The 1,006-nt window shown below is 67.8% G+C and carries 1 protein-coding gene; it reads right to left on the bottom strand.

The window, feature by feature from the left end; translation table 11 throughout:
- Positions 1–1,006 (bottom strand): hypothetical protein (locus tag ACQKIP_RS48165; RefSeq protein WP_427745954.1); only part of this gene is annotated, 1,006 nt, incomplete at both ends.

The following is a 1,006-nucleotide window of genomic DNA, read 5'->3' on the forward strand; positions in this document are numbered from 1 at the left end:
GTCACGTCGCCGATGAGCGCTCCGAGCAGGGCCATGTGTCGGTCACGCAGCCCGGAGGGGGCGAGGGACGGGTCTTCGGGAGCCTCGTTGAGGTCGCCGAGGAGGCTGCCCAGGATATGGGGGCGCTGCGGGGAGTCGGTGTCGCGGTACTCGTCGCGCAAGCCCAGTTGGTGCGTGAGTTCGTGCACCAACTGCACCGGGGCGGCATCGGTCCACCAGGTGGTCTGATCCATGCCCTGATCGCGGCCCGCCAGGTCCACGGTCAGGTGCGGGGCATCAGCCGGGTCGACGTGCTCGACGGTTACGTGCAGCCGGTCGCCGTTGAACAGGCGGTACTCCGGGCGGTTCAGGAACTCCTCGACGCCTGCCTTGAGTTGGTCGAAGACATGTGTGGCCTGGTCGTTCGTGCCGCGCAGCGCGACCCGGACCGTGAGGTCGGTGACCAGCTGGCCCTGATACGAGAACCGCCGCGCATCGAAGCCCGAACGCACCACGAAACGGGGGCGACTGTCACGCGGGCCGCGCACGGGCGGGGTCTGCGGGGTGGCGGGCGGCGCGGTCTGCGGAAGCCGAGGGCGTGCCTCGCCGGTGTTGCCGCCGGTGTCCGGGGCAGCGGGTGGTTGGATGCTGTCGCCGCGGTTGTTGGTCGCGATGCTGGTGGCGAGTTGGGTGAAGGACCGTGCGACGCCAAACAGGGTCTTGTTCGACGGCAGAAGGTCCCGAAGCGCGAGGTTCTCCGCCAACTGTGCGTGGAGCATCTCCTTGTAGGCGTTGTAGACCCTCGCTGTGTAGTTGGGCTCCTTGACGGCATTCACCCGGTAGTCGCTGGTGATCGCGATGGAGGCGAGATCCATCAGATAGGTGTCGAAGAGGTCGGTGACGTCCCTGGACTTGGCTCCGGCCACGCCGACCCGTGCACGCCGCGCGAGCACCGTGGCCATCTCGATGACGATGTCGCGGTAGATGCCGTGCCGGATGGTGCGGGGGTAAGCGGCCATGATGTGGT

Source organism: Streptomyces sp. NPDC059900 (genome assembly GCF_050270335.1).
Classification (GTDB): Bacteria; Actinomycetota; Actinomycetes; order Streptomycetales; family Streptomycetaceae; genus Streptomyces.